The organism is Sphingomonas jatrophae, assembly GCF_900113315.1.
Taxonomy (GTDB): Bacteria; Pseudomonadota; Alphaproteobacteria; order Sphingomonadales; family Sphingomonadaceae; genus Sphingomonas_P; species Sphingomonas_P jatrophae.
In genome coordinates this window covers 89,506-113,710 of the sequence record NZ_FOZG01000001.1, presented here as the reverse complement: position 1 = coordinate 113,710, position 24,205 = coordinate 89,506, and the positions used below count along the sequence as shown (strand labels likewise).

Below are 24,205 nucleotides of genomic sequence, written 5' to 3'. Positions count from 1 at the left end.
GGCCGGTTGGCCTGGCGCTCGGTGGATCCTGAAACGAGTTCAGGATGACGGGAGACGCGGTGGCGAGCGGCCTGCGCTCTGGCTTACCCATTCTCCACTTCGCCGGTGGTGAATATTTCTTGCCTTCCCCCCGCAGCCTCACCCGCTAATGCCCGCGGCGATGCGCTCCGCCCGACGATCCGTGATTCCAGGCTTCGGGCTGAGCCTCGGCTTCACCATCCTGTATCTGTCGCTGATCGTGCTGATCCCGCTGTCGGCGGTGTTCGTGCGCACGCTGGCGGAGCCGTCCGCCATCGTCGAGACGGCCTTGGCGCCGCGCGCGCTGGCGGCCTACCGGCTGAGCTTCGGCGCATCGGCGCTGGCCGCGGCGGTGAATGCGGTGTTCGGCCTGCTGATCGCGTGGGTGCTGGTGCGCTATGACTTTCCGCTGAAGCGGATCGTCTCCGCCATGGTCGATCTGCCCTTCGCGCTGCCGACGGCGGTCGCGGGCATCGCGCTGACGGCGCTCTATTCGTCCAATGGCTGGATCGGGCAGTTTCTCGCGCCGCTCGGCCTGAAGCTCGCTTATACGCCGGCGGGCGTGGTTATCGCGCTCGTCTTCATCGGCCTGCCGTTCGTCGTCCGCTCGGTGGAGCCGGTGCTGGCGGATCTCGGGCGCGACGTGGAGGAAGCCTCCGCCTCGCTGGGTGCCAGCCGCGTGACCACGTTCCGCCGCGTCGTGCTGCCGGCGATCGCGCCCGCGCTGCTGACCGGCTTCGCCCTCGCCTTCGCCCGCGGCATCGGCGAATATGGCTCCGTCATCTTCATCGCCGGCAACATGCCTTATGAGAGCGAGATCGCGCCGCTGCTGATCATCACGCAGCTGGAGCAATATGATTATGCCGGCGCGACGGCGATCGCCTGCGTGATGCTGGTCGCGTCCTTCGCGATGCTGCTGGCGATCAACCTGCTCCAGATCGCCACGCGCAAGCGGATGCAGGGATGATCGAGGAAGCCAAACCCGTGCCGCACAGTGCGGATGCGACGAGCGAGCCCGCCTGGGCGCGGCGGCTGCTGATCGGTGCCGCGCTCGGCTTCCTGCTGATCTTCCTCGCTCTGCCGCTGCTGGCGGTCTTTTCCGAGGCGTTCCGCCGCGGCGCCGCCGCCTTCGCCGAGGCGTTGGCGGAGCCGGATGCGCGCGCGGCGATGCGGCTGACGCTGATGGTGGCGGCGATCAGCGTGCCGCTCAACTGCGTATTCGGCGTGGCGGCGGCATGGGCGATCACCAAGTTCGACTTTCGCGGCAAGGGCCTGCTGGTCACGCTGATCGACCTGCCCTTCTCCGTCTCGCCCGTCGTCGCCGGGCTGATCTACATATTGATCTTCGGGGCGAACGGCTGGTTCGGGCCGTTCCTGCGGGATCATGGCATCCAGATCGTGTTCGCGGTGCCCGGCATCGTACTGGCGACCGTTTTCGTCACCTTCCCCTTCGTCGCGCGCGAGCTGATCCCGCTGATGGCCGAGCAGGGCCGCGACGACGAAGAGGCGGCGCGGTCGCTCGGTGCATCGGGCTTCAGCACGTTCTTCCGCGTGACGCTGCCGAACATTCGCTGGGGGCTGCTCTACGGCGTGCTGCTGTGCAATGCGCGGGCGATGGGAGAGTTCGGTGCGGTGTCGGTCGTCTCGGGCCACATCCGGGGCGAGACCAACACGCTGCCGCTGCACGTCGAGATCCTCTACAACGAATATAATTTCGTCGCCGCCTTCGCCACCGCGTCGCTGCTGGCCGGGCTGGCGCTGGTCACGCTGGTGCTGAAGAGCGTGCTGGAATGGCGCTACGACCTGCGCGGCCAGGGTCATTGAGCATGGGGCACTGATGGGCATTACGGTCGAGGGCGTCAGCAAGAGCTTCGGCAGCTTCACCGCGCTGCAGCCGATCGAGCTGGAAGCGCGCCCGGGCGAGTTCCTCGCGCTGCTGGGGCCGTCCGGATCGGGCAAGACGACGCTGCTGCGGATCATCGCCGGGCTGGAGCAGGCGGACACGGGCCGCGTGCTGTTCGACGGCGAGGACGTGACCGGCCGGCCCGTAACGCAGCGCGGCGTCGGCTTCGTGTTCCAGCATTATGCTTTGTTCAAGCACATGACGGTGGCGGACAATATCGCCTTCGGCCTGACAGTGCGGCCGCGGCGGCTGCGCCCGGCCAAGGCGGAGATCGAGCGGCGCGTGGCAGAGCTGCTGGAGCTGGTGCAGCTGAAGGATCTCGGCCGCCGCTATCCGGCGCAGCTGTCGGGCGGGCAGCGGCAGCGCGTGGCGTTGGCGCGGGCGCTGGCGGTGGAGCCGCGCATCCTGCTGCTGGACGAGCCTTTCGGCGCGCTCGACGCCAAGGTGCGGAAAGAACTGCGCCGCTGGCTGCGCGAGCTGCATGACCGGATGGGGCTGACCTCCATCTTCGTCACGCACGATCAGGAAGAGGCGCTTGAGCTGGCCGACCGCGTGGTGGTGATGGACCATGGCCGCATCGAGCAGGTGGCGGTGCCCGATGCGGTCTACCGCGCGCCCGCCTCCGCCTTCGTGTTCGACTTTGTCGGCGAATCGAACCGTCTGCCGGTGACGGTGGAGCGCGGCCGGGCCCGGTTCGGCAGCGCGCTGCTCGACGCGGGCGATGCGGCGGACGGGCCGGGCCTGCTGTTCTTCCGCCCGCACGACGTGGAGCCGGCGCTGGGCGGCGAAGGCACGCTGAGCGCGACGGTGACGCTCGCCCGCCCGCGCGCCGGCATGACGCGGGTGGAGGCGGCGCTGGACGGGCTGGACGCACCGCTGGAGCTGGACCTGCCGGGCGAGCCGCCGGCGGTGGGTGAGCGGATCACGGTGCGACCGACGCGCCTGCAGGTATTCCCCGACCGGCGTTGAGGCGCGTTGCGGTTCGGCAACAGTCCCGCCGCATCGCACCATCAGCGCTTGATATGATGTAACATGCTGGCTAGCCAGTGCCGGTCTTTCGACCGGAGCCCGCCCCTTGACCCTGCTGCTCGCTACCGCCCTCCTCGGCCTGTCCGCCGCCGAGGCCCCGCCCCCCGCCGCGCCGCACGACCGGCAGGCACCGGGCGACTTCCACGAGCAGGAGGCGCAGACGATCGTCATCACCGCGCCGCTGCGGACCGAACTGGGCTCGGCGCTGGCGGGCACGACGGTGCTGTCCGGCACCGATCTGGCGCGGGAGCTGCGCCCGACCATCGGCGACACGCTGGCGCGGCAGCCGGGCGTCTCCTCCACCTCGTTCGGGCCGAATGCGTCTCGCCCGGTGCTGCGCGGCTTTCAGGGGGACCGCATCCGCATCCTGACCGACGGGATCGGCAGCTTCGACGCCTCGACTGCGTCGGTCGACCATGCCGTCGCGATCAACCCACTGACCGCCGAGCGCGTCGAGGTGCTGCGCGGGCCGACCGCGTTGCTATTCGGCTCCTCCGCCATCGGCGGCGTCGTCAACGTGATCGACAGCCGCATCCCGCGCCGCCTGCCCGACGAGGCGATCCACGTCGACGCGCTGGGCACGCTGGCCAGTGCGGCGGACGAGCGCTCGATCGGCGCGGCGGCGGACGCGCCGCTGGGCGGCGGCCTCGTCCTGCATGTCGACGGCAGCTATCTGAAGACGGACGATCTCGACACGGGCGGCTACATCCTCTCCCGCCCGCTGCGGGCGCAGGCGGCGGCGAGCGCGGAGCCGGAGATTGCCGAGCTGGCGGACCTGAAGGGCAAGCTGCCCAACAGCGCGGCGCGGACGTGGGATGTGGCGGGGGCGCTCGCCTATGTGGCGCCGGGCGTGAACATCGGCGCATCGGTCACCCGTTATGACAGCCTCTACGGCGTGCCGGTCCGCTACTCGCTCGACCCAGCCATCGAGGCGGAGGCGCCGCGGATCGATCTGCGCCAGACCCGCTATGACCTGCGCGCCGAGGTGGATACGGGCGGCGACATCCTCCAGGCCGTCCGCTTCCGCGCGGGCCATGCCGATTACCGCCACGACGAGCTGGAGGAGACGGGCGAGATCGGCACGAGCTTCTTCAGCGAAGGCAGCGAAGGCCGGCTGGAGCTGGTCCAGGCCAAGCGCGGGGGCTGGTCCGGCGCAGTGGGCGCGCAGGCGCTGCGGCGCAAGTTCAGGGTGCGCGGCGAAGAGAAGTTCGTGCCCGACAACCTGACCGAACAATATGGCCTGTTCACGCTCCAGCAGATCGAGGCGGGCGCGTGGCGCGCCGAGGCGGGGGCGCGCTACGAACATACGCTGACGAAGGCGGACGCGGACGAGCAGATCGGCAATCCGGATCTCCGCCGCCGGTTCGACACCTTCTCGGGCTCGCTCGGCGCCAGCTATGCGGTGGTACCGGGCTGGCGGATCGGCCTGAACGCGACGCATAGCGAGCGCGCGCCATCGACCGAGGAGCTCTATGCCAACGGCCCGCATGCCGGCACGCAGGCGTTCGAGGTGGGCGACCCGACGCTGCGCAAGGAGCGGAGCAACGGGCTGGAGGCGACGCTGCGCGGCCGTGGGCAGGGCTATACGTTCGACGTGTCCGCCTATTGGACGCGGTTCAAGAACTATATCTACGAGGCGCAGACGGGCGAGATCGAGGATGACCTGCCGGTGTTCCAGCAGCGGCAGGGCCGCGCGCGCTATCTGGGCTTCGAGGTGGAAGGCTCGCTGGATCTGGCGAAAGTCGGCGACTGGACGTTCGTGGCGGATGGCCTCGCGGATTACGTGAAGGCGCGCATCCGCTCGGTCGGCCCCGCCCCCCGCATCCCGCCTCTCCGCCTGCTCGGCGGGCTCGAGGCGCAGTCGGACGCGCTGGTCGGCCGGATCGAGGCGGAGTGGAGCGACCGGCAGGACCGGGTGAGCGCGTTCGAGACGGAGACGCCGTCCTTCACGCTCGTCAACGCATCGGTGGCGTGGCACCCGCTGCCGGGCAACCGCGCGACGACGCTGACGCTGTCGGCGAACAACCTGTTCGACGTGGTGGCGCGGCGGCACGCCAGCTTCCTGAAGGATTATGCGCCGCTGGCCGGGCGGGACTTCCGCTTGTCGGCCCGGTTTTCGCTGTAGGGGGGTCCTTCGTTACCCCGGCGCTTACGCTGGGGCGAGACGGGTGACTGGTTTGGCGGCTTCTGGATGCGCCGCACGGTGGATGCCGGAACGAGTCCGGCATGACGAATTGGGGTCGGGGGTGCGGCTCTAGCGCCTCGTCATCCTGAACTTGTTTCAGGATCCACCGGGCGGTCTGGCCAGGGGCCGCAGGTCGTGCCTCCCGGTGGATGCTGAAACGAGTTCAGCATGACGGACCGGCCTAGAGCCTGTCGTAGCTCACGTCGCTCGCGACATATTCGTTCTTCAGCTTGCGCTGGCCGCCCTCGAACGGGCCGGTGCCGAAGGCGTGCAGCGTCAGCCGGGGCGGATTGTCCGGGCTGGCGGTGCGGTGGAGGGCGTTGAGGAAGTCGGCGTTGATCTCGGTCAGGCGGACGAATGCTTCCGCCTCGATCATCTCGGGGTTGGGCGGCATCGGCGCGCCCTCGACCAGCTCGACGGCGATCTCCATCCGCTTGGTCGTCGTCTCGTCCTCGTAGGAGAGCAGGCGGAAGGTGCTGAGCACGGGTGCCAGCGCCGGCATGCCGTAGAGCACCTCGCGCACGCTGTCGGGCGTGACGTTCGCGCCATAATAATCGATCGACATGTCCGACCGGCCGTAAAGGAACAGGAAGGGCAGATCGGTCCGTACGTCTTTCAGCAGATCGTCCCGGCCGGCCGCCAGCAAGCGCCGCTTCAGTTCGGGGAAACGCATCACGTGGCCGCGATCATGGATGTTGTAGCGGATCTTGGGCGCGATGTGGAACGGGCGCGACATGGTGACGACGAGTTCGCCCGCCTCGTTGGTCTCGATGTAATAAGCCAGAGGGTTATACTGGAAGATCATCGGCGTGACGCCGTAATCGGTGCGGATGAGCGACTTCCTGAGCGTCTCATCCTCGCCGATCGCGCGGCGCAGGCGGATGGCGAGGTCGCTCTCCAGCGCCATGTTCACCTCGAGGTCCGACGCGCCATAGCTGCCGACGACGCGGTGGAAGCGCTGGCCCAGATAGGTCCGCAGCCCCTCCGAAATCCCCTCCCCGCCATAGCCGGCATCGACGGTGAAGGCCTGCCAATCGATCCGCGGATCGTCCGCCAGCGTCTTGAGGAAGGGCGGATAGCCCATCACGACGTAGCGGTAGCCGGGGCCGAATTCGAGCATCGTCTCGACGATCTTGTCGATGTTCGGGCCGGTGGATTTCAGGATCGAGCTGTCGGTGAGCGAGATGGACACGTTCATGCCCGTCGCCCATGCGCCGAGCGCGAAGGCGTTGAGGATGAAGACGGGCCGTGCGCGATCGACGCTATCGCGGTAGCTGAGCTGCATCATGCGGCTGACGATGCGCCGCTCGGTGGCGCCCCGCACCCAGCTGGTCGGCGTGCCGGAGGAGCCGCTCGATTCGTCCACCATCACGCCGCGGCGCGGCAGGCGACCGCCGACGATCTGCTCGGCAATGAGGTAGGCCTTGACGTAGCTGGCCTTGTCCATCTCCGGCACCGCGGCCAGCAGCGGCGTGATATCCTTCCGGTCGAAATGGATATCGGGCAGGCCGCCGCGGCTGTCGATATAATGGCGGTAGGCGGGCACGCGGGCATGCGCCGCATAGAAGGCACGCCACGCCCGCCAGATGCCCAGCCGCCAGCGCATGCCCTCGAAGCCCGGCACGAGCAGCAGGCGATAGAGCCCGCCCATATGCGCCAACGCCCACTCCACCCCGTCGAGCGCGTAGACCGCCGCGACCGCGGGGTAATAGAGCAGCCGCTTCAGCGCGCGCAGAGCAGGATTTCGGCTTGGTCCAGCCGCAGGCTCTCGGGCGGGCGCGGGCTCGTGCCCAGGCGCAACAGCAGCCATACCATATCCTCCTCGCCCTGCTCCGGGCGCAATTCGAGCATGTCGATCATCGCGCGGCGCGCAGCCTCGCTGGTGATGACCGAACCATAAGGGTGCCAGACGCAGCCGGCGCGGGTGACGATCAGCCAGAGGCGGATCATCAGCCGCCCGGCGGCAATCCAGTCGGCGCTAGACGTATAATGCCCGCGCAGCCAGCCGATCGTGCCGATGCCGCGCATCGTCGCACCATAGACACGGCCGACCACATGGCGGACCCCCGGCAGCGTCCAGAACCGGTGCTGGAGGAAGAAGCTGCGCAGAAGCGTGGGCGAGAAACCGAGGCAGCGGGCGGACAGGCCGTCGCGCGTCAGCCCCTCCTCCCGGGCGTCGAAGCGGAGCCAGCGGGTGAGCTCGGTACGCAGATCGTCATCGTCGAGATCGTGGAACAGCGCGCGCTTGTTGAGCTCGACGACGGAGGCGATGGCCTGCGGGTCGCTGCGCACCTCGAACGCATGGCCGTGGCGGGCGGCCTCGACCTTGAGCTCGGCGACGACCCCGGCCGCCAGCGGGCGGCCGTCATAAGGCAGGCGCGAGGTCTGCCGCTGGAGGATCAGCGCGGGATCGAGATCGGGGACCGGGGCGCCTGCGGGGGTGAGCGTCAGGCGGGCGACGGTCTGCGGCGTCTCGGTGTCGCCGCCGGGATACATGGGGGAGAGATCCCATGCGACGGCGAGCTCGTGGCCGAGGCCGTGCGCGGCGATGCTGGCAATCTCCGCGACGATCCCCGCGGTCAGCCAGGTGAAGCGGCCGTGCGGGTCCGCCGTCGGCAGGCCGCGGGTGGGCAGGAAGACGATCTCGGCGGTCGCATCGTCCAGCACGCGCAGGCGATAGGGCTGCGTGTTGTGCGGGCTGGGCGCGCGGGCGACAGAGGCGCCGATCGCGGACCAGGGGCTCACGCCGCTTCCTCCTCGTCCGCCTCCACCGGGGCAGTGGTGCCCGCCGCCGCCATCTGGCCCAAAGTCACGTAATCGATCTTGCCCGTGCCCAGCACCGGCAGCGCGGGGACGGGGCGCACATCGCGGGGCAGCGCGAGTTCGGCAATGCCGTTGGCCTTGCCCCAGGCGAGCAGCGCCTTGGCATCGGCGCCGGGCGCGGTGGTGAACAGGACCAGCTGCTCGCCTTTTCGCGGATCGGGGCGGGTGACGACGGCATGGTCGAAGCCCGGCCAGACGGCGGCGGCATAGCCCTCCACCGCGGGGAGCGAGACCATCTCGCCGCCAATCTTGGCAAAGCGCTTGGCCCGGCCGCGGATGGTGACGAAGCCCTCGGCATCGATCTGGACGATGTCGCCACTGTCATGCCAGCCCCCGGCGGGCGGCTGGAGCAGGCCGGGCGCGTCAGCCTTGTAGTATCCGGCCATGACGTTCGGACCGCGGATAGCGAGGCGGCCGACGGTGCCGCCCTCGTCGTCGATGCCGGGGACAGGTTCAAGCCGCGCCTCGATCGCGGGCAGCAGGCGGCCGACCGAGCCCGCGCGGAAGTGCATCGGCGTGTTGACCGCGATGACGGGGCCCGCCTCGGTCGCGCCATAGCCTTCCATGATGCGCAGGCCGAACCGCTCGGCATAAGTGGCGCGCGTGGTGTCGCGCACCTTCTCGGCACCGGCGAAGATGTAGCGGATCGAGTAGAAATCGTAGGGGCTCGCCATGCGGGCATAGCCGGCGAGGAAGGTGTCCGTGCCGAACAGGATCGTCGCGTTGGCATCGTAGGCAAGCGCGGGGACGATCCGGTAGTGGAGCGGGCTCGGGTAGAGCAACGTGCGGATGCCGTTCAGCACGGGCAGCAAAGTGCCGCCGGTCAGGCCGAAGCTGTGGAAGACGGGCAAGGCGTTCAGCACAATGTCGGTCGGCGAGAAATCGATCCGCGCGGCGAGCTGCTGGCAGTTGCTGAGCAGATTGCGGTGGCTGAGCGCGACGCCCTTCGGCAACCCCTCCGACCCGCTGGTGAAGAGGATCACCGCGGGCGCATCGGGCGAAACGGCGGGGCCGCGCGCGCGGCGGCTGGCGATCAGCGCGCGGAGCTTCGCCCAGGCGCCGATGCGAGGCGCCAGATCCTCAAGGAACAGGATGCGCCGGGTGGCGCCGAGTGCGTCGATCAGATCGCCGAGCTTCGCCTGCTCGACGAAGGCGCGCGCGGTGATGATCGTCTCCACCTCGGCCGCGCGGCAGGCGGCGTCGATATTGGCGAGCCCGGCCGTGTAGTTGAGCATGGCGGGCACGCGCCCCTCCGCCTGGAGCGCGAAGAAGGTGGCGACCACGCCCGACACGTTGGGCAGCAGCACGCCGACCGCCTCGCCTGCCCGGCTTTCGCGCGCCAGCACGCGGCCAAGCGCGATCGAGCCTGCCAGCAGGCGGCCATAGGTGAGCGGCTGGCGCTTGACGTCCTCCACCACCTTGGCGTCGCGGCCGTGGAGCGCGGCGGCATCGGCCAGCGCGGCGAACAGGGTGCGGCCGGTGTCCGACGTGGCGAACATCATTGCGCTCATCTCGTCATAGAGGCGGCGGCCGGCGATGGCACGGCGGGCACGCGCGCTCATCTCGCCGTCGATGGCGAAGCGGCGGGGCGGCAGGACGGTTAGGCGGACCTTGGGAAACCAGCGCGTGCGGACCTTGCCCTTCAGGCGCGAGAAGGGGCTGAACTGCGCGCCATCGATCCGGACGGGGACGATCGGCGCATCCGCCTTGTCGGCGACCATGCCGGGGCCGTCGAACACCTTCATCAGCGCGCCCGTCACGGTGATGCGGCCTTCGGGGAAGATCACCAGCGTCCGCCCCTCGCGCACCGCTTTGACCATCGCCTTGGCGGACATGGGGTTGGTCGGATCGACCGGGAAAGCGTCGAACAGCTTGAGGAACGGCTTGATCCACCAGGCCTGCGCGATGCGGGTGTGGACGGCGAAGGTCGGCTTGCCGGGCAGGAAGGCGCCGAGCAGCAGCCCGTCGAGGAAGGAGACGTGGTTGACGACGACGACCGCGCGCGTGCCGGCCGCGGGCATGTTCTCCGCACCGACCAGCTCGACGCGGTAGAACAGGCGGAGCAGGCCGCGGATCAGGCCCTTGAACACCGTCTCGGGCAGCAGCACGCAGGCGGCGAGCGCGACGGCGAGGCCGACGACACCGAGCACGACGAAGAGGGTGGCCGAGCCCGCGCCCGTCGCCAGCAGCGCGGCGACGAGGCCGGAGATGACGACCATTGCGGCGGCGTTGACGATGTTGTTCGCCGCCACATCGCGCGAGCGGGTGGCCGGATCGCCCAGTGTCTGGAGCAGAGCATAGAGGGGCACGATGAACACGCCGCCGGCGACCGCGATGGCGAGCAGATCGGCGATGAGGTGCCAGCTGCCCGGCTCCCGCACGAACTCGCGCACGCCGGCCGTCGTCGCCCAGGGGCGGAGGCCCGCGACGGTGAGGCCGAGATCGATCGTGGCGAGCGCCATGGCGAGCGCGGCGGCGGGGACGTAGCGGGCGGACAGCTCCCCCTTCAGCCAGCGGCCGACGAGCATCGAGCCGACCGCGACGCCGACCGAGAACAAGCCGAGGAACAGCGCGCCCACCTCTGCGGTGGCGTTGAGGTGGCCGACCAGCGGCACGAACTGCTGCGTCAGCACGGCGCCCAACGCGAAGAACCAGCTGATTCCGCCGATCACCAGCATGAGCGAGCGGGTGCGGCCCGCCTCGCGCACGATGCGGACCGAGGCGCGAGCGAGATTGAGATCGATGCGGGGCGGCACGCCCTCCGGCTTGGCCGACGGGATGAACAGGCTTGAGACGAGGCCGAGCCCCGCGACGCCGAGCATCAGCGCGGTGGCGTGCCCGGCCGGGATGAGGCCGCCGGCGAGCTGGCCCGACAGGATGGCGAGGAAGGTGCCCGCCTCGATCAGGCCGGTGCCGCCCATCAGCTCCGGACCGTTCAGATGCTGCGGCAGGATCGCATATTTGACCGGGCCGAAGATGGTCGAGTGCGTGCCCATCAGGAACAAAGTCAGGAACAGGAGCGGCATCGAACCGGCAGCGATGGCGCCCGCGCCCAGCGCCATGATCGCCACCTCGGCCAGCTTCACGCCCTGCGCCACGCGCGACTTGTCACTGGCATCCGCGAGCTGGCCGGCGAGCGACGAGAAGAGGAAGTAAGGCAGGATGAACACGCCGCCCGCGATCACCGCGATCATCGCCGCCTTGTCCGCATCGCCGCGATAGAGGCTGAACGAGACGAGGAACAGCATCGCCGAGCGATACAGATTGTCGTTGAAGGCGCCGAGGAACTGCGTCGCGAAGAGCGGCAGGAAGCGGCGGCGGGCAAGCAGGCCGAAGCTGGGTGCGGACATGGCCGATCCTCATAAACAGGACGGGTTAAAGCCGGGTTCGGCCCTTCCCTGTCGCGATGCGACGCATGTGGCACAGAAATGATCGATGATCAATATTGTTTCTGATCAGCACTCATTTTCTTGCGCCGGCTTCTCTGCCCGGAACGGGAACGCCCTCGCCTGCCGTTCGTCCCTGCCCCCGAACATGCTGAGGAGACACGACATGGCGGTTTTCAACAAGGACATCGTTGAGCTGACGGAGAAGAACGACTTCTTCCAGAAGGAGGTCTACCGCGACAGCAAGATCCAGATCGTGCTGATGAACCTGCCCGCGGGCGAGGAGATCGGCATGGAGACGCACAATGCCGACCAGTCGACCTTCTTCGTCTCGGGCGAGGGCCAGGCCGAGGTGGACGGCGCCAAGACCAAGGTCGGCCCGAACCACCTGATCGTCATCCCGAAGGGGGCGGAGCACAACATCACGGCCAAGGGATCGGGCGCGCTGAAGCTCTACTCCATCTACGCGCCGCCGGCCGAGCCCGCAGGCGTCGCCTTCAAGACCAAGGCGGAAGCCGAGGCGGCGGAGGAAGGCTTCGTGTCACGCGCGGCGAAGAAGCTGAAGGAAGCGGTCGGCCGCTGAGGCCAAGGTGGCGCGCTTCAACTGGCGAAGCGCGCCATCACCGTCATTCCGCCAGCGAAGATCAGGATCGACACGGCGGCGTCATAGCCCATCCGCAGGATGGTCTTGTCGCGCCTCTCGAGGAAGCCGACGGTGAACGCGCCCGTCATCAGCAGCGCGACGAGCGCGCCGACCGCCTCGAACGTGCCTGCCGCCGACAAGACGGGCGGGCCGGACGACAGGGCATCCGCCGGCGCCAGCAGCATCAGGTTGAACAGATTGGTGCCGAACACGTCCCCCACCGCCAGCTCATAGCGCCTGGCGCGGGCAGCGGCGATCAGCGCGCTGAGATCGGGGAGCGAGGTGGCGCCCGCGACCAGCACGAAGCCGACGATGCCGGAGGACAGGCCGGTGCGCGTGGCGAAAGCGTCCGCCGATTTCGCCAGCGTGACGCCCGCCACCAGGACGACGGCGGCCAGCGCTGCAGTGACGGCGACGAGGCGCGGCAGCGGATGGCGCTCCGCCTCGTTCGCCTCCGCCTCCTCCTCGGTCGGCACGTCGTCGTCGGCGGGCTGCCACACCTGACGCTGCTCGAAGCCTGCGACGATGCGCATGGCGAAGGCGCAGCCGGCGGCGATCGCGAGGGTGCCGAGCCCGGTGCCGCCGACCGCGACGTCTCCCGTCGTCACCACCAGCACGACGGCAGCGAGCAGCATCGTGCCGAGCACCCCCTGCATCAGCGTGGCCGGATTGGCGACGACACTGGTCAGCGCGGCGCGGCCATAGACCATGTCGGTGATCGCCAGCAGCAGCATGGCGATGGCGGCGCTGCCCAGCAGGTTGTTGACCGCGAGCGGCGCATTGCCGGAGAGCGACGCGGTGGTGACCGTCGCCAGCTCGGGCAGCGAGGTGATGCCACCGAGCAGCAGCAGCCCGGCAAAGGCAGGCCCGAGTCCGAGCTTGCGCGCGATGGCATCGACCTGGCCCGACAGACGGCTGCCCGCCGCCCACACCATCGCCGCAGCGCCGAGGAAGACGGCGACGATGGCCCAGAGCGGAAGATCGGCGAAATCAGGCATTTGGGCCGGAAGGGATCAGCCCTGCACTTGTTCCAGCCGGCCCTCGCCGTGCGCGCCGTTCCCGGATCAGTATTCGATCCCTGGCTGCGCCTTCACGCCCTGTTCGCGGAACGGATGCTTCACCAGCGTCATCTCGGTGACGAGATCGGCCGCCTCGACCAGCGCGTCGGGGGCGTTGCGGCCGGTGACGATGACGTGCTTCATCTCTGGCCGGCGCCCAAGCACCTCCAGCACCTCGTCCAGCGGCAGATAATCGTAGCGCAGCACGATGTTGAGCTCGTCCGCCAGCACCATCTCGTACGAAGGATCGGCGATCATGCGCTTCACCTCGTCCCACGCGCTGCGGGCGGAGGCGATGTCCTTGGCGCGGTCCTGCGTGTCCCAGGTGAAGCCCTCGCCCATCGGCTTGAACTCGACGCCCAGCCGCTCGAACACCGCGCTCTCGCCCGTCGCCATGGCGCCCTTGACGAACTGGACGACGCCGACCTTCTTGCCGTGGCCGACCGCGCGGACGACCATACCGAGCGCGGCCGAGGTCTTGCCCTTGCCCTTGCCGGTGTGGACGATCAGCAGCCCCTTCTCGACCTGCTTGGCGGCGACGATGCGATCGTGCGCGGCCTTCTTCTTCGCCATCTTGGCGGCATGTTCCTCATCGGTGCGCATGGGCGTCTCCGGCTAGCTCGGCGAGCAGGACGCCCGCGCTGTTCGATCTGGGTCGCCATAACCCGCGTGCCAGCGCCTCGGCCAGCCGCGCGGCGGTCTCGCGCAGCGCCGCGGGGTTCGCCTCCGCCATGAAGGCGCGGACCGCCTCGTCCTCGATGAAGGCGGCGTGGACAGCGTCGAAGTGGTGGTCCTTCACCGCCGTCGTCGTCGCGGCAAAGGCGAACAGGTAATCGACCGAGGCGGCGATCTCGAACGCGCCCTTGTAGCCGTGGCGCATGACGCCCGCGATCCACTTGGGATTGGTCACGCGCGCGCGGACGACGCGGCCGATCTCATCCTCCAGCGTGCGGACGAGCGGGCGTTCGGGGCGGCTGTGATCGTTGTGATAGGCGCGGGGCGCGCGGCCGGAGAGATGCTCGACCGCGGCCGCGATGCCGCCTTCGAACTGGTAGTAATCGTCGCTGTCGAGCAGGTCGTGCTCGCGATTGTCCTGGTTCTGGACGACGGCATCGACGGTGGCGAGACGGCGGGAGAACAGCTCGCGCTCCGCCGCGCCCTCGACGCCCGCACCGTAGGCATAGCTGCCCCATTCGAGATAGACGTCCGCCAGATCGGCGCGGGACTGCCACAGCCGCTCGTCGATCATCGCCTGGAGGCCAGCGCCATAGGCCCCCGGCTTCGACCCGAACACGCGGGCACCGGCGCGGCGGGCGGCGGTGACGGCGTCTGCCCCTTCGGCGACCAGCGTGGCGGCCTCGACGCGGGCGCGGGCGGCGGCGGGATTGTCCTCGTCGGGCTCGTCGAGAGACTGGATGGCGCGGGCGGCGCTGTCGATCAGGTCGATCTGTTCGGGGAAGGCATCGCGGAAGAAGCCGGAGACGCGGAAGGTGACGTCGACGCGCGGGCGGCCGAGCTCCGCCAGCGTGATGATCTCGAAGCCGGTCACCCGCCCGCTGGTCCATTCCCAGCGCGGCCGCACGCCCATGAGCGCGAGCGCCTGCGCAATGTCGTCGCCGCCGGTGCGCATGTTGGCGGTCCCCCAGGCGGAGAGCGCCATCGCTTTCGGATATTCGCCCTCGCGCTGGAGATAGTCGGCGACGAGCAGTGCGGCGGAGCGTTGGCCGAGATCCCACGCGACGGCGGTCGGCACGGCGCGGGTATCGACCGAGTAGAAGTTGCGGCCGGTGGGCAGCACGTCGGGCCGGCCCCGCGTCGGGGCGCCGGAGGGGCCGGGTGCGACGAAGCGGCCGTCGAGACCGGCGAGGAGCGCCAAGCGCTCGGCCGAGCCGCAGGCATCGACGCGGGGGGCGAGATCGGTGGCGATGGCGTGGAGGACGGCGGTGGTTCTCGGTCCGAGCCCGCTTCCCTCGTCGTCATCCCAGCGAAGGCTGGGATCTTGTGCGGCCTGGCCCTTCGTCAGTCGGAGATCCCAGCTTTCGCTGGGATGACGGGGGTGGCTGGGTTGACCGTCCAGGAGGTCCGCCGCGAGCAGCTCCAGGCGCTCCACCGTATCACCCGCGGTGCGCCACGGATCGCCTGACACCGCCGCCAGCACCTCGGGCCGCGGCCCGTTCCAGCGATCGCCCATGCGGCAGTCGAGCGGGTCGAAGCCGAGCGCGAGGTCGTCCGCCATGGCACGGAGCAGCGAGGCCTGGCCGCCGCCGTCATGACCGCGCGGCGTGCGGGCGAGCGCCAGCAGCAGATCGCGGCGGAGGCTGCCCTCGGGCGAACGGGTGAAGATGTGCAGGCCGTCGCGGATCTGCATCTCCTTCAGCTCGCACAGATAATTGTCGAGCGCGGCGAGCGCGTCCTCCCCCTCGCCCACCATGCCAGCATCGGCATCCAGCCCCTGCGAGCGGGCGAGCGCGACGATCTCGCGGCGGAGATGGTCGATGCGGCGCGGGTCCATGCCGGCGGCCAGATAATATTCGTCGACCAGCGCTTCGAGCTGCTTGAGCGGACCGTAGCTTTCCGCGCGCGTGAGCGGGGGCGTCAAATGGTCGACGATCACCGCGCCGATGCGCCGCTTGGCCTGCGTGCCCTCGCCCGGATCGTTGACGATGAAGGGGTAGAGCGTCGGAACCGGCCCGGCGCAGACCTCGGGAAAGCAGGTTTCGGACAAGGCCAGTGCCTTGCCGGGCAGCCATTCGAGATTGCCGTGCTTGCCGACATGCACCACCGCCTGCGCGCCGAAGCTGCGCTCCAGCCAGATGTGGAAGGCGAGGTAAGCGTGCGGCGGCGGCAGCGCGGGATCGTGGTAGCTGCCCTTGGGATCGAGATTGTAGCCGCGCGCCGGCTGCACCGCGAGCGCGATATTGCCGAAGCGGTGGACGGCAAGGCGGAAGGCGCCGTCCCGGACGAAGGGATCCTCTGCGGGGGCACCCCAGCGCTCGGTCACGGCGCCCTGCACGGTGGCGGGGAGCATGGCGAAGGCGGCGGTATAGTCTGAGAGCGATAAAGCTGCCTCGTCATGCCGGACTTGGTCCGGCATCCACCGTGAGGCATCTCCTGCGGCGGCTGGGTCCAGCCGCCCGGTGGATCCCGGAACAAGTCCGGGATGACGGTCGAGGGATGAGAGGTCGTTCGTGACGCCGCCGAGCATGACCTTCATCAGCGCGGCGCCGTCGGTCGGAGCGCCTCCGACATCGTAGCCGGCATCCGCCAGCGCGGAGAGGATCGCCGCGGCGCTGGCGGGCGTGTCGAGGCCCACGCCGTTGCCGATGCGGCCGTCGCGATTGGGATAGTTGGCCAGCACCAGCGCGATGCGGCGGTCGGCAGCGGGGGGGCGGCGGAGGGTGGCCCAGTTGGCGGCGAGGCGGGCGACGAACGACACTCGGTCGGGCAGCACGCGGGGCACGACGATGCCGCATTCGGTACGCGCGTCGAACCGCTCGGCCGCCTTGAAGGCGACGGCGCGGGTGAAGATGCGGCCGTCCACCTCGGGCAGCGCGACGTTCATCGCCAGATCGCGAGGGCCGAGCCCGCGCGCGGCGGCGGCCCACTCGCCCTCCTCGATCCCGGCAAAGGCAAGCTGGAGGATCGGGCAGTCGGCACGCTCGAGCACGCCGGCCACACGCGCCTCGCCGGGTGTGGAGGCGGCGAAGGCGGTGGCGTTGACGATTACGTCGGGCACGGTCGCGTCGATCAGCCCGGCGAGCAGATCCTGCGCGAACGGCTCCCGCAGCGAGCGGACGTGCGCGGCGACCACGTTGAGGCCCTGCTCTCCGAGCGCGGCGACCACCGCATCTACCGCCTCCAGCGTGCCCGCGGCAACCAGCGCGCGGTAGAAGGTGAACAGCACGACCGGACGGCCCGCCAGCCAGCGCGCACGCACATCCGCCAGCGTCGGCCGCTCGACTCCGGTGAGATAAAGGCCGGCGTCCGCCAGCGGCAGCGGATCGTCCGGCACGCCCAGATCCGCGCCGATGGTGCGGGCGGCGGTGCGCAGGAAAGCGACGGCATTGGCGACGCCGCCCTGCCGCAGATAGTCGCGCAACCGCTCCACGACAGGCGCGGGCAGCGTCGAGGCGGTGGCGAGCGCAGGATCGGGCTCGCGCCCGTCGGCGATGGCCGCGAAGGCGATGCCGCGGGCACGCGCGGCAGCGGCGATTTCATCAATGCCATAGGGCCAGTAGCTCTTGCCGCCGAGCAGGACGACGCAGACGAACTTCGCCTGCGCGATCACCTTCTCGACATAGAGATCGACCGAATAAGGGTGTTTGAGCTGGAGCAGGTTCGCCAGCCGCACGCTCGGCCGCCCCGCCTCCCCCGCCCGCACCGTCGCCGCCGCATGTGCGAAGCAGGCGAGATCGCTGTCGGCGACGGTGAGCAGCACGATATCCCCCGGTGACTGATCGAGGTCGATCGCCTCATCGCCGTTGGAGACGGTGCCGGGGGTGGCGGCGAGGAGGTGCATCAGCCGATGAGCGCGGCGAGGCCAGCGCGGATCGCCGCCTCGTCTAGCCCGGTCTGGCCGATGACGACGAGGCGGGTCGCGCGGGGCTCGCCAGCCGCCCAAGGCCGGTCGAAATACTGCTGGATGCGGGGCCCCACCGCCTGGAGAACGAGGCGCGACGGCTTGCCCGCGACGGCGACCATGCCTTTGATCCGCAACACGTCATGCGCGGCGATCAGCGTCTCCAGCCCGGCGGCGAAGCGCACGGGATCGGCCACCTCGCCCCCCGAGAAGACGAAGCTGGTGAAATCGTCATGGTCATGCTCCTCGCCCGCATCGAGGTGCGACGGGCGGCTGGCGAGATCGTCCTCCGCGGCGGCGGACAGGCCGAGCAGCGCGCCGATGTCGACGGCACCGTGATCCGCACGGACGATGCCGACACCGGCGCGCGTCTCGGCCCGCACCTGCCGCTCCACATCGGCCAGCCTGTCGGGCGAGACGAGGTCCGCCTTGTTCAGCACCACCATGTCGGCGCAGGCGAGCTGTTCCTCGAACAATTCCTCCAGCGGGCTGTCATGATCGAGGTTCGGGTCCGCCGCGCGGGCGGCCGCGAGCGCAGCCTCGTCGGTGGCGAAGCGCCCCGCGGCGACCGCATCGGCATCGATCAGCGCGATCACGCCGTCCACCGTCGCGCGCGTGCGGATGTCGGGCCACTGGAACGCCTTGACCAGCGGCTTCGGCAAAGCGAGCCCCGACGTCTCGATGATGATGTGTTCGGGCGGGTTCGGCCGATCGAGCAGCTTCTGCATGGTCGGCAGGAAATCGTCGGCCACGGTGCAGCAGATGCAGCCGTTCGCCAGCTCGACAATGTCCTCCTCGGGGCAGGCCTCGTCATTGCAGCCGCGCACGAGATCGCCATCGACGCCGACATCGCCAAATTCGTTGATGACGAGCGCGAGGCGGCGGCCGCCCGCATTCTGGAGCAGGTGACGGATCAAAGTCGTCTTGCCGGCACCGAGGAAGCCGGTGATCACGGTGGCAGGGATCTTCACGCTTCTTCTCCTTCTTCGAGTTCGATGGGCGCGCGATCATGCCGGACGCGCCACGCAGCGACGCCGGGATCGCCCGCCGCATGCAGCCGGCGCAGCAGGATGCGCGCGCGGGTGCGGCCGCGGCGGTCGGCCGGCCACCAGTCCGGCGCGTCCTCCAGCGCGGCGAGCAGGTCGCGCTCCACCGCCTTGTCCTCGGTTGATCCGAAGCGATCGAACAACGGGCCGAAGGCAGCATCGGCAGCGGCGTCATAAGGGTGCCGCTCGCCCGCGGGGCTGCGCCATGGCGAGCGCGGCGTGACGGTCAGCGCCGCCTGCCAGCCATCGGGGATGGGCACGTTGGCGGAGTGGGGTCGATCCCGGTCGATCAGCTGCGGCAGCAGGTGCGTGTGCGGGCCTTCGGGGCTCTTGCCGTCGGCGGGCGGAATCGGCTGATACACCTCGATCCGCCCGGCGGGGGAAAGCAGGACGCGGTGCGGCTGGGTCGCCAGCATGGTCGCGACGAGGCCGGGCGCGGTGAGGAGCGGCTTCCCCTCCGCTGCGGCAAGCGCCGCGATCAGGGTGGCGTCCGTGGTGCGAACCGCCATCGTCACCGCGCCGCAGCCGACGCCGATGTCGAACAGCAGGCCATCGCGATCCTCAGCCCGGATCGCGTCCAGATCGGGGCCGAGCGCGCGGACGATGCGGGGCGGCGTGGCAGGGCGCGGCACGCAGAGCGAGAGGGCATGGCCCCACGTCTCGCCATCTGCCGACAGGCTGTCCCAGGCGAGCCCAGCCAGTTCGACGGCGACGATGCGCAGGCCGCCGCGCGCGGTGAAGATCTCGATCCGGTCGGACACGCGGCGAAGCGCCACCGGCTCGTCCGCGTCGCGAAGGAACTCGCCCGCCACGCCGAAGCTCGCGATGCTGAAGCCGCACGCAGCATCCTCGACGAGATCGGCGATGAGATCGAAGGGGGCGGGCTGCATAGGGTCTCCGATCAGGCGAGGAAGCGGACGGCGGCGCCATGCTTGTCATGGATGACGCGGGCGGGCGTATCGTAAAGCTCGCTCAGCACCGCATCGTCGAGGATGGCGAGCGCAGGGCCGGCGGCAAGAACGCGGCCGCCCTTCACCGCGACGACATCGTCCGCCATACGGAGCGCGAGATCGAGATCGTGCAGCGCGACGAGAACGGTGCAGCCCTCGTCCGCCAGCGCACGCAGCCGCGCGGCGGCATCGAGCGCGTGGCGCGGATCGAGGCCGGCGGTCGGCTCATCGATGATCAGCAGTTCGGGATCGCCGACAGTCGCGCGGGCGAGCATGACGCGCGCCAGTTCCCCGCCGGACAGCTGCGTGGCGGGACGGCGGCGGAGCTGGTGGAGATCGTAGCGGGTGAGCGCGGCGTCGATCCGGGCCTGCCACGCCGCCGGCAGCGCGCCGAAGGCGGGCAGATGCGGGGTGAGGCCGAGTGCCACGACCCGCTCGACCGGAATGCCCCACTCGACCGCGGGCGATTGCGGCAGGAAGGCGCGGCGGCGGGCGAGGCTGCGGCGGGGGAGCCCGGCCAGCGGCGTGCCGTCGAGCGCGACGCTCCCTTCGCTCGGCGCAAGCAGGCCGGCGGCGACGCCGAGCAAAGTCGATTTGCCCGCGCCATTGGGGCCGATGACGCAGGTAAGGCGACCGGCGGGGAAGCGCAGGTCCACCCGGTCGAGCACGGTGCGACCGCCGCGGCGAAGCGTGACGCCCTCCAGCGCAAGGTCGATCATGCGCCCGTCCGCCGCACGTGCAGCACCAGCCACAGGAAGAAGGGCGCACCCACCGCGGCGACGAACACGCCGAGCTTGATCTCAGGCCCGGTGCGGATCAGCCGCGTGGCGATGTCGGCGGCGAGCACGATGGCCGCGCCGGCGAGCGTGGCGGGCAGCAGGGTCGCGCCCGGCCGCTGGCCGACGGCGGCGCGGACGAGATGCGGCGCGACGAGCCCGACAAAGCCGATCGCGCCCGTCACCGCCGTCGCGGCGCCGACGCCGAGCGCGGTGCCGACGAGCGCGAGCAGGTAGGTCCGCCGCACGTGGATGCCGAGGCTTTCCGCCTGCGCCTCGCCGAGCGCCAGCGCGTCGAGCGCGCGGGCGGTGGCGAACAGCAGGACGCTCCCGACGAGGATGAAGGGGGCGGCGAGAGCGACATGATCCCAGCTGCGGTCGACCAGCGAGCCCATCAGCCAGGTCATGATCTCGTAGGCGGCATAAGGGCTGGGCGCGAAGTTGAGCGCGAGGTTCACGCCCGCCCCCGCAATCGCCGACACGGCGATACCGGCGAGGATCAGCGACAGCGTGCCGCGCGTACGGCCGAGTGCGAGCGCCACCGCGACGGTTGCCAGCGCCCCCGCCAGCGCGAACAGCGGCGTCGCGAGCGTAAAGCCCGCGGCGAACCCGTAATAGATGGCGATCACCGCACCTAGCGACGCGCCCGAGGAGACGCCGAGCAATCCGGGCTCCGCCAGCGGATTGCGGAGCAGCCCCTGCAACACCGCGCCGGACAGGCCGAGGATGCCGCCGACGAGCAGCGCCAGCACCAGCCGTGGCAGCCGCACTTCGACCATCACCAGCTGCGCCAGATCGGCCCGCGGATCGACGAGCGCCGCGGCGGCCTGCGCGGGCGTGAGCCAGACGGTGCCGGCGAGCAGCGATGTCGAGGCCAGCGCGATCAGCAGCAGCACGAGCGCGGGGGTGAGCAGGCGTGCGGTCAAGACGTGCGATCCCGCAGCGACCGCGACAGACCGAGCGCCGCGCGTGCGATGGCCGGCGTGCCGCAGACATAGGCGGCCTGCGGCAGGCCGAGTGTGCGCCCCGACCACAAGCGGCGGACGAGGCGGTGGTTCGTCACGTCGTCCCCAAGGCTCGCGCCGGCGGGTGCGGCGGAGCCCTGCACCAGCAGCGCCGGGCGCGCGGCAAGGAGCGCTTCCATGTCCGGGCGGCGCTGAGCGTCCGCGGGTGCGACATTGCGCGCGCCCGCCGCATCGAGGATCGCCTTCTGAAGCGTGCCCGCGCCACCCGCAAAGCCGCTGCGATCCCACGCCACGACGCGGACGGCCTGTGTTGGCTGCCGGGCCAGCGCGGCGAGATCGCGGTCCATGCCGGCGATCAGCGCCTCGCCGCGCGCGCCCTCCCCAACCGCCTCGGCGATCTGGCGGGTGATGCGGCGGATGTCGGCGAAGCTCGCCGCATCCTCGACCTCGACCAGCGGATAGCCGAGCCGGCGGAGCATGCCGCGCAGCGCCGGCGTGGTGAAGCTGCCGGCGATCACCAGATCGGGTGACTGCGCCAGCACCTCCTCCGCCTGGCCGTGATTGACGGGCACGCGCGCCGCCTCTGCCGCCATTGCGGAGGTTCCGGCATCGCGCGACAGCCACGTGACGGAGGCGATGCGCTCCGGCGGCAGCAGCGCGAGCACGAGCTGGTCGGCGCACTGGTTGAGGCTCATCACCCGGAGCGGCCGTGCGCCGGGCGACGGCACCGCCGGCTCCCCCGCGCTGCACCCGGCAAGCGCGAGGGCGGCGAGACAGGCCGGCAGAAGCGCCGACCCGCGGCGCATCAGAAGCGCGCCCGGATGCCGCCATAAGCGGCACGGCCCGGCGTGCGGAAGGTGAACACCTCCTGATAGTCGGCGTCGAACAGGTTCTCGACGCGGCCGAACAGCTCCAGCCGCTCGGTCAGGTCGTAGGTGGCGGCGAGGTTGACCAGCGCATAATCGTCCAGCCCGACGATCAGCCGCTGGAAGCTGCTGTTGAACGCATAGTCGCGCTGGCGCCCATTGTAGCGGATTGTGAGCGTGGCGGAGAAAGGCTGGGCCTCCGGCGCGTAGCTGAGGTTGAGGCTGGCGATATGCTTCGGCCGGCGCACCGCCTGCCCGCCGACCACGACCGGCGACTGGAAGCCGCCGCCCGCAGGCGCCGGTCCGGCCAGCGCGAGCAGCGTCTGCGGCGCCTTCAGATAGGTGTAGCTGGCATCGACGCGGAAATCGCCCGCGCGCAGATTGGCGTAGGTCTCGACACCACGCTGCTTCGTCACGGCATCGTTGTTGCGGCTGGTCGTCAGGAACTGGCCACCGACCGACACATAGGCCGTCTCGATCTGGTCGAAGAAGCGGTTGCGGAAATAGGTGGCGCCGAGGACGAGCCGCCGATCCATCAGGCTCTGCTCGACGCCCGCTTCCCAGCCGCGCGACTTTTCCGGGCGGAGATCGGGGTTGCCGATATATTGCCCGTCCGAATAGCCGAACAGCTCGGTGGAGGTCGGCGCCTTCACGCCGGTGCCGTAGGCGCCGCGGAGCCGCGTGCCGCTGTCCAGCAGGTAGCTGGCGGTGGCACGCCACGTCGTCGCATCGTTGAAGCGGCTGTTGACATCGTGCCGCACCGACGCGCCGAGGGCCAGCGCATCGTCCACCGTCAGATCATATTGGCCGACGAAGCCGACCGTATCGATGTGGCTTTCCCCGGTGAAGGCGAAGCCGAACGGATCGACCGTGCGGAACTCCTCCCGCTCGCCATCGACCGCCAGCGTCAGGCGATGCTTCGCGCGCCCCCCGTCGATGCGGAATGCGCTGACAAAATTGCCGCGATAGCGCCGGCCGCGATCGCCATAGCTGTAGCCGAAGGCGTTGTAGCCGTCGCGATTGGCGTCGGTGATCTGCGCCGACAGCGCGTTGGTCCAGCGGCCGTCGAGCAGCGACAATTGCGCGCTGAGCAGGCCGTAAAAGGCGCTGTTCTTGTAATAGCTGCCGGGCGTGTCGACGGTGGCGATGACGGGATAGCCGAGCACGACGGGCGACGTCGCTGCAATGTCCTGATCGTTGGTGTCGGCCTTGGTATAGCTGTAGCGCGCGACTGCGGTGACGCGCAGGTTCGGTGCTGCATCCCAGTTGAGCTTGGCCGAGGCGGCGGCATTGTCCGATCCCGTCTCGCGCTCGCCGCCCTCGGCGGTGGCGAAGCCATCCGTGGTGAGGCCGGTGGCGGAGAGCGCGTAATCGGCCGTCTCACCCAGCGTCCCGGCGGCGCGGAGCGCGCCCGCGACGGTGCCGAACGAGCCGCCTTCGACCCGCGCGGTATAGCCCGGCGCCTCGCGGCCCGACAGCGTGGTGTAGGTGATGACGCCGCCGATCGCGTCGGAGCCGTAGAGCGCGCTCTGCTGCCCGCGCAGCACCTCCACCCGCGCGCTTTCATCGGCGAGCAGATTGCCGAAATCATATTCCCCATAGAACGGGTCGCTGGCCTTGATCCCGTCGATGAAGACGAGGACGTGATTGGCCTCCGAGCCGCGGATGCGGACCTGCGTCTGGCCGCCGACCCCGCCGGTCCGGTTGACCGCAACGCCGGGCACATCGCGCAGCACGTCGGACAGGACGCGCGTCTGGCGGCTTTCCAGCGCCTTGGCATCGAGCACCGTCACCGACGAGCCGATCATATTGGCCGGCACCGCATCGCCCGAACGCGACGCGGTGACCACCACATCGCGATCGTCGGGCGCGTCGAGCGACCCGGGCGTGCTTTGGGCAAAGGCGGGCGCGGCGGCGGCGAGCGCCAGCAGCGAGATGGATGCGAACTTCACTGAACAAAACCCCCACGCGTCGAACG

The 24,205-nt window shown here is 70.0% G+C and carries 17 protein-coding genes; 5 read left to right on the top strand and 12 right to left on the bottom strand.

Going from position 1 to position 24,205, the window contains the following annotated elements:
* The first annotated feature begins 181 nt into the window (after positions 1-181).
* The 4 genes from cysT to BM360_RS00410 all read left to right on the top strand — a co-directional run bounded on the left by cysT (position 182) and on the right by BM360_RS00410 (position 5,075).
* The gene (gene cysT, locus BM360_RS00425; protein ID WP_242653229.1) at positions 182-985 is read left to right on the top strand and encodes a sulfate ABC transporter permease subunit CysT; all 804 of its coding nucleotides are present in this window, start codon (positions 182-184) and stop codon (positions 983-985) included.
* Positions 982-1,842 (top strand): sulfate ABC transporter permease subunit CysW, encoded by an 861-nt coding sequence (gene cysW / locus BM360_RS00420; RefSeq protein ID WP_093309278.1) that lies wholly within the window; start codon positions 982-984, stop codon positions 1,840-1,842. Before cysT ends, cysW begins: the two co-directional genes overlap by 4 nt.
* A 13-nt stretch (positions 1,843-1,855) precedes the next feature.
* Positions 1,856-2,890, top strand: a complete 1,035-nt coding sequence (locus tag BM360_RS00415; RefSeq protein WP_093309276.1) for a sulfate/molybdate ABC transporter ATP-binding protein — start codon at positions 1,856-1,858, stop codon at positions 2,888-2,890.
* 106 nt (positions 2,891-2,996) lie between these two features.
* The gene (locus tag BM360_RS00410; protein WP_093309274.1) at positions 2,997-5,075 is read left to right on the top strand and encodes a TonB-dependent receptor; all 2,079 of its coding nucleotides are present in this window, start codon (positions 2,997-2,999) and stop codon (positions 5,073-5,075) included.
* Positions 5,076-5,316: 241 nt separating this feature from the next.
* Here the strand turns inward: BM360_RS00410 and BM360_RS00405 are convergent, their stop codons facing one another.
* Genes BM360_RS00405 through BM360_RS00395 form a run of 3 tightly spaced genes read right to left on the bottom strand, consistent with a single transcriptional unit; the run spans position 5,317 to position 11,308 of the window.
* Entirely contained in the window at positions 5,317-6,945 is a 1,629-nt protein-coding gene (locus tag BM360_RS00405; protein WP_131819137.1) for a phenylacetate--CoA ligase family protein, read from the bottom strand.
* Positions 6,858-7,880: a nitroreductase family protein gene (locus tag BM360_RS00400; RefSeq protein ID WP_093309271.1), complete on the bottom strand. Its 1,023-nt coding sequence runs from the start codon at positions 7,878-7,880 to the stop codon at positions 6,858-6,860. The genes BM360_RS00405 and BM360_RS00400 overlap by 88 nt, the downstream gene beginning before the upstream one ends.
* Positions 7,877-11,308 (bottom strand): acyl-[ACP]--phospholipid O-acyltransferase, encoded by a 3,432-nt coding sequence (locus BM360_RS00395; protein ID WP_242653228.1) that lies wholly within the window; start codon positions 11,306-11,308, stop codon positions 7,877-7,879. Before BM360_RS00395 ends, BM360_RS00400 begins: the two co-directional genes overlap by 4 nt.
* Positions 11,309-11,510: 202 nt before the next feature.
* Between BM360_RS00395 and BM360_RS00390 the strand changes: the two genes are divergently transcribed.
* Entirely contained in the window at positions 11,511-11,927 is a 417-nt protein-coding gene (locus BM360_RS00390; RefSeq protein ID WP_093309270.1) for a cupin domain-containing protein, read from the top strand.
* 17 nt (positions 11,928-11,944) lie between these two features.
* Here BM360_RS00390 and BM360_RS00385 read toward each other — a convergent pair whose 3' ends face one another.
* The 9 genes from BM360_RS00385 to BM360_RS00345 form a co-directional block, all read right to left on the bottom strand.
* On the bottom strand, positions 11,945-12,985 hold the full coding sequence (locus BM360_RS00385) for a sodium:calcium antiporter (RefSeq protein WP_093309269.1): 1,041 nt from the start codon (positions 12,983-12,985) through the stop codon (positions 11,945-11,947).
* A gap of 66 nt (positions 12,986-13,051) precedes the next feature.
* On the bottom strand, positions 13,052-13,648 hold the full coding sequence (gene cobO, locus BM360_RS00380) for a cob(I)yrinic acid a,c-diamide adenosyltransferase (RefSeq protein WP_093309267.1): 597 nt from the start codon (positions 13,646-13,648) through the stop codon (positions 13,052-13,054).
* Positions 13,635-17,564, bottom strand: coding sequence for a cobaltochelatase subunit CobN (cobN, locus tag BM360_RS00375; protein ID WP_093309266.1), 3,930 nt, complete (start codon positions 17,562-17,564; stop codon positions 13,635-13,637). The genes cobO and cobN overlap by 14 nt, the downstream gene beginning before the upstream one ends.
* On the bottom strand, positions 17,564-18,595 hold the full coding sequence (cobW, locus tag BM360_RS00370) for a cobalamin biosynthesis protein CobW (protein ID WP_093309263.1): 1,032 nt from the start codon (positions 18,593-18,595) through the stop codon (positions 17,564-17,566). The genes cobN and cobW overlap by 1 nt, the downstream gene beginning before the upstream one ends.
* Complete coding sequence (locus BM360_RS00365; protein WP_093309259.1) at positions 18,592-19,560, bottom strand: DUF6925 family protein; 969 nt, start codon at positions 19,558-19,560, stop codon at positions 18,592-18,594. The genes cobW and BM360_RS00365 overlap by 4 nt, the downstream gene beginning before the upstream one ends.
* Positions 19,561-19,571: 11 nt before the next feature.
* Positions 19,572-20,339 carry an ABC transporter ATP-binding protein gene (locus BM360_RS00360; protein ID WP_093309256.1) on the bottom strand — a complete coding sequence of 256 codons (768 nt, stop codon included), beginning with the start codon at positions 20,337-20,339 and terminating at the stop codon, positions 19,572-19,574.
* Positions 20,336-21,322 carry a FecCD family ABC transporter permease gene (locus BM360_RS00355; protein WP_093309252.1) on the bottom strand — a complete coding sequence of 329 codons (987 nt, stop codon included), beginning with the start codon at positions 21,320-21,322 and terminating at the stop codon, positions 20,336-20,338. Before BM360_RS00355 ends, BM360_RS00360 begins: the two co-directional genes overlap by 4 nt.
* The gene (locus tag BM360_RS00350; protein ID WP_093309250.1) at positions 21,319-22,167 is read right to left on the bottom strand and encodes an ABC transporter substrate-binding protein; all 849 of its coding nucleotides are present in this window, start codon (positions 22,165-22,167) and stop codon (positions 21,319-21,321) included. The genes BM360_RS00355 and BM360_RS00350 overlap by 4 nt, the downstream gene beginning before the upstream one ends.
* Positions 22,167-24,179, bottom strand: a complete 2,013-nt coding sequence (locus tag BM360_RS00345; RefSeq protein ID WP_093309247.1) for a TonB-dependent receptor plug domain-containing protein — start codon at positions 24,177-24,179, stop codon at positions 22,167-22,169. Before BM360_RS00345 ends, BM360_RS00350 begins: the two co-directional genes overlap by 1 nt.
* Between the last annotated feature and the right edge of the window lie 26 nt (positions 24,180-24,205).